Raw genomic sequence first — 5,791 nt, forward strand, 5'->3', positions numbered from 1 at the left:
TCAACACTTTAGCTTCTATCCTCAAAAATAATTCAAAAAAAGAGTGATTTAAGTTTGGAGCATATTTGAAAAGGGAGTACTTTTGCACCCGCTTTCCAAGAGAAGAAAGCCTTGTTAAATTGACTTAGTGTAAAAGCGCAGTACTGCTTGACCATAAGAACAAAAAAACTTCCGATAAAGTTTGGAAGATAAAGCTAAAAGTTCTTATCTTTGCAGTCCGATTCGCAAAGAAAAGGCGTTTTGTTTTTCTTCTTTACCTTCTTTCCCTTTCGCTAAGAGAGTCTGAGAAACGATAGAAAAAGAAAAGCGAAAAAAAACTTCCGAAAACATTTGGTGGTTAAAATAAAACCTCTTACCTTTGCACCCGCTTTTAAAACGAAAGCAGCAAGTTCTTTGAAATATTGATAAACAATACAAGTAGTACAAGAAAAAATAGAACCGTCAATACTTGTCTTATATATATAGTAATATGCATGAGACGTAAGGTATTAATGAAGTCAATAAATTGTACGGCATCCTGAACAGAGCAAAAATCAGCTTTATGCTGACTAACAATACTTTTACAATGAAGAGTTTGATCCTGGCTCAGGATGAACGCTAGCTACAGGCTTAACACATGCAAGTCGAGGGGCAGCATTTCAGTTTGCTTGCAAACTGGAGATGGCGACCGGCGCACGGGTGAGTAACACGTATCCAACCTGCCGATAACTCGGGGATAGCCTTTCGAAAGAAAGATTAATACCCGATGGTATAATCAGACCGCATGGTCTTGTTATTAAAGAATTTCGGTTATCGATGGGGATGCGTTCCATTAGGCAGTTGGTGAGGTAACGGCTCACCAAACCTTCGATGGATAGGGGTTCTGAGAGGAAGGTCCCCCACATTGGAACTGAGACACGGTCCAAACTCCTACGGGAGGCAGCAGTGAGGAATATTGGTCAATGGGCGCAGGCCTGAACCAGCCAAGTAGCGTGAAGGATGACTGCCCTATGGGTTGTAAACTTCTTTTATATGGGAATAAAGTTTTCCACGTGTGGAATTTTGTATGTACCATATGAATAAGGATCGGCTAACTCCGTGCCAGCAGCCGCGGTAATACGGAGGATCCGAGCGTTATCCGGATTTATTGGGTTTAAAGGGAGCGTAGGTGGACAGTTAAGTCAGTTGTGAAAGTTTGCGGCTCAACCGTAAAATTGCAGTTGATACTGGCTGTCTTGAGTACAGTAGAGGTGGGCGGAATTCGTGGTGTAGCGGTGAAATGCTTAGATATCACGAAGAACTCCGATTGCGAAGGCAGCTCACTGGACTGCAACTGACACTGATGCTCGAAAGTGTGGGTATCAAACAGGATTAGATACCCTGGTAGTCCACACAGTAAACGATGAATACTCGCTGTTTGCGATATACAGTAAGCGGCCAAGCGAAAGCATTAAGTATTCCACCTGGGGAGTACGCCGGCAACGGTGAAACTCAAAGGAATTGACGGGGGCCCGCACAAGCGGAGGAACATGTGGTTTAATTCGATGATACGCGAGGAACCTTACCCGGGCTTAAATTGCATTTGAATATATTGGAAACAGTATAGCCGTAAGGCAAATGTGAAGGTGCTGCATGGTTGTCGTCAGCTCGTGCCGTGAGGTGTCGGCTTAAGTGCCATAACGAGCGCAACCCTTATCTTTAGTTACTAACAGGTCATGCTGAGGACTCTAGAGAGACTGCCGTCGTAAGATGTGAGGAAGGTGGGGATGACGTCAAATCAGCACGGCCCTTACGTCCGGGGCTACACACGTGTTACAATGGGGGGTACAGAAGGCAGCTACCTGGTGACAGGATGCTAATCCCAAAAGCCTCTCTCAGTTCGGATCGAAGTCTGCAACCCGACTTCGTGAAGCTGGATTCGCTAGTAATCGCGCATCAGCCATGGCGCGGTGAATACGTTCCCGGGCCTTGTACACACCGCCCGTCAAGCCATGAAAGCCGGGGGTACCTGAAGTACGTAACCGCAAGGAGCGTCCTAGGGTAAAACTGGTAATTGGGGCTAAGTCGTAACAAGGTAGCCGTACCGGAAGGTGCGGCTGGAACACCTCCTTTCTGGAGCGATGTCGTAACAACGATTTCATAGGTTCTATTATTGTACTACTGGTACTTGTTTATTTATAACATATAGATCAACCATCTATAGAAGTATAGATAGAGATAAACAAGAGAAATAAAGAAGCCGAGTCTAACATCAGGTAGACAAGGTTGAACTAGTCCTATAGCTCAGTTGGTTAGAGCGCTACACTGATAATGTAGAGGTCGGCAGTTCAACTCTGCCTGGGACTACTCCGAACAAAAATTGTCGTTGCCAATACGTTATTGCGATGTTCAATTACTCTTGGGGGATTAGCTCAGCTGGCTAGAGCATCTGCCTTGCACGCAGAGGGTCAACGGTTCGAATCCGTTATTCTCCACCATCTCTGAAAACAGAGAAACGATCTTTGACATGATGTACAAAAAGTAAAATTTAGTAAAGAGCTAAAAGTATATATCGAACCGTACGTTTTAAGTACCGCGATATTGAGTATTCCGGGGTAATACCTGATACTTGATACCTGATACTTGAAAGTAAGTTTGAAAGAAAGTAAGCAAGGGCGCATGGCGGATGCCTTGGCTCTCGGAGGCGATGAAGGACGTGATAAGCTGCGATAAGCTCTGGGTAGGTGCAAATAACCTTTGATCCAGAGATTTCCGAATGGGACAACCCGGCATTCTGAAGGAATGTCATCCATCTTTGATGGAAGCTAACGCAGGGAACTGAAACATCTTAGTACCTGTAGGAAAAGAAAATAATAATGATTCCCCTAGTAGTGGCGAGCGAACGGGGAATAGCCCAAACCACCCATGTTACGGCATGTGTGGGGTTGTAGGACCACGATATCGCAAGACATTTGATGAGTAGAATCCTCTGGAAAGTGGAACCATAGACGGTGATAGTCCGGTATACGAAGTCAAATTAAGCGTAGTGGTATCCTGAGTAGCGCGGGACACGAGAAATCTTGCGTGAATCTGCCGGGACCATCCGGTAAGGCTAAATACTCCCGAGAGACCGATAGCGAACCAGTACTGTGAAGGAAAGGTGAAAAGCACTTCGAATAGAAGAGTGAAATAGTCCCTGAAACCGTGCGCCTACAAGCGGTCGGAGCTGCGTAAGCAGTGACGGCGTGCCTTTTGCATAATGAACCTACGAGTTACTTTTTCCGGCAAGGTTAAGCATCTTGAGATGTGCAGCCGAAGCGAAAGCGAGTCTGAACAGGGCGTCGAGTCGGAAGGAGTAGACGCGAAACCAAGTGATCTACCCTTGGTCAGGTTGAAGGTTAGGTAACACTAACTGGAGGACCGAACCGATAAGCGTTGAAAAGCTTCCGGATGAACTGAGGGTGGGGGTGAAAGGCTAATCAAACTTGGAGATAGCTCGTACTCCCCGAAATGCATTTAGGTGCAGCCTTGTGAGTTACTAATGTGAGGTAGAGCGACTGATAAGATGCGAGGGCTTCACCGCCTATCAAGTCTTGATAAACTCCGAATGCGCATTAGTTCTATCACAGGAGTGAGGGCATGGGTGCTAAGGTCCATGTCCTAAAGGAGAAGAATCCAGACCATCAGCTAAGGTCCCCAAATAAACACTAAGTTGAACTAACGAAGTCAGATTGCTAAGACAGCTAGGATGTTGGCTTGGAAGCAGCCATTCATTTAAAGAGTGCGTAACAGCTCACTAGTCGAGGAGTTTGGCGTGGATAATAATCGGGCATTAAGTGTTTTACCGAAGCTATGGGATCAGTAATGATCGGTAGGGGAGCATTCCACTCTGCGTCGAAGGTGAAGCGTGAGCTTTGCTGGAGCGTGTGGAAAAGCAAATGTAGGTATAAGTAACGATAAAGGGGGTGAGAAACCCCCTCGCCGAAAGACTAAGGTTTCCTGATCAACGCTAATCGGATCAGGGTTAGTCGGGTCCTAAGGCTCAGCCGAACGGTGAGGCCGATGGCAGAACAGGTTAATATTCCTGTACTACCTTAAGGAGTGACGTGGAGACGGAGGCGTGACAGCGCCGCGGACTGACGGAATAGTCCGTTGAAGGGTGTAGATGTTGATTATCCCAGGCAAATCCGGGATAAGAGTCGAACCTGATAGTATGGAGCGTTCTTCGGAACAATCCAATAGTGCGTGTAATCATACTCCCAAGAAAATCCGCTAAACTTAATCCTTGAGGTACCCGTACCGCAAACGGACACACGTAGTCGGGTTGAATATACTAAGGCGCTTGAGTGATTCACGGTTAAGGAACTAGGCAAATTGACCCTGTAACTTCGGGATAAAGGGTCCCAACGAGAGTTGGGCGCAGAGAATAGGTCCAGGCAACTGTTTAACAAAAACACAGGGCTGTGCCAAATTGAAAGATTACGTATACAGCCTGACACCTGCCCGGTGCTGGAAGGTTAAGAGGAGATGTCATCGCAAGAGAAGCATTGAATTGAAGCCCCAGTAAACGGCGGCCGTAACTATAACGGTCCTAAGGTAGCGAAATTCCTTGTCGGGTAAGTTCCGACCTGCACGAATGGTGTAATGATCTGGACACTGTCTCAACCGTGAGCTCAGTGAAATTGTAGTATCGGTGAAGATGCCGATTACCCGCGATGGGACGAAAAGACCCCGTGAACCTTTACTATAGCTTAACATTGAATTTGGGTAATTGATGTGTAGGATAGGCCGGAGACTTCGAAGCAGGTACGCCAGTATTTGTGGAGTCGCTGTTGAAATACGGCCCTTTGATTATTTGAGTTCTAACTCGTGGTACGAGGACACTGTTTGGTGGGTAGTTTGACTGGGGTGGTCGCCTCCAAAATAGTAACGGAGGCTTCTAAAGGTGCCCTCAGGACGATTGGTAACCGTCCGCAGAGTGTAATGGCATAAGGGCGCTTGACTGGGAGACTTACAAGTCGATCAGGTAGGAAACTAGAGCATAGTGATCCGGTGTTTCCGTATGGAAGGGACATCGCTCAAAGGATAAAAGGTACTCCGGGGATAACAGGCTGATCCCTCCCAAGAGCTCATATCGACGGAGGGGTTTGGCACCTCGATGTCGGCTCGTCACATCCTGGGGCTGGAGAAGGTCCCAAGGGTTGGGCTGTTCGCCCATTAAAGTGGCACGCGAGCTGGGTTCAGAACGTCGTGAGACAGTTCGGTCTCTATCTATCGTGGGCGTATGAAATTTGCGTGGCTCTGACACTAGTACGAGAGGACCGTGTTGGACTGACCGCTGGTTTACCAGTTGTGCCGCCAGGTGCATTGCTGGGTATCTAAGTCGGGATTGGATAAGTGCTGAAAGCATCTAAGTACGAAGCCAGCCACAAGATTAGATTTCTTAGGGTCGTTAAAGACGATGACGTTGATAGGATGCAGGTGTAAAGGTGGTAACATCAAAGCCGAGCATTACTAATTGCCCGTTCACTTTCTTTTGGACGGTGCGGATCGCGATATATACGTTTAGCTTTTTTAATTGACAATTGACAAATGACAATTGACAATTAGATTAACAGATACTTGAATTTTACTTTTTATCATGTCATAACTTATCATGACAGCTGCGATAATTGTCATTTGTCAATTGTCCATTGTCAATTGAAGAAATTCAGGTGGTTATAGCACGAGGGTTCCACCTCTTCCCATTCCGAACAGAGAAGTTAAGCCTCGTCACGCCGATGGTACTGCGTAACAGTGGGAGAGTAGGTAGCCGCCATTTTTAGAGAAGCCC

2 tRNA genes and 3 rRNA genes are annotated in these 5,791 nt (G+C 46.5%); all 5 read left to right on the forward strand.

The features are described from left to right. The first annotated feature begins 562 nt into the window (after positions 1 to 562). Positions 563 to 2,091 (forward strand): 16S ribosomal RNA (locus tag DW640_RS22785). A gap of 160 nt (positions 2,092 to 2,251) precedes the next feature. Then, a tRNA-Ile gene (locus DW640_RS22790) sits at positions 2,252 to 2,325 on the forward strand. A gap of 54 nt (positions 2,326 to 2,379) precedes the next feature. Beyond that, a tRNA-Ala gene (locus DW640_RS22795) sits at positions 2,380 to 2,456 on the forward strand. Between the two features lie 161 nt (positions 2,457 to 2,617). After that, positions 2,618 to 5,496, forward strand: a 23S ribosomal RNA gene (locus DW640_RS22800). Positions 5,497 to 5,668: 172 nt separating this feature from the next. Further along, a 5S ribosomal RNA gene (rrf, locus tag DW640_RS22805) occupies positions 5,669 to 5,779 on the forward strand. The 16S, 23S and 5S rRNA genes sit together here with 2 tRNA genes alongside, the layout of an rRNA operon. Positions 5,780 to 5,791 lie beyond the last annotated feature (12 nt).

The organism is Bacteroides sp. AM23-12 (assembly GCF_003434395.1).
Classification (GTDB): domain Bacteria; phylum Bacteroidota; class Bacteroidia; order Bacteroidales; family Bacteroidaceae; genus Bacteroides; species Bacteroides thetaiotaomicron.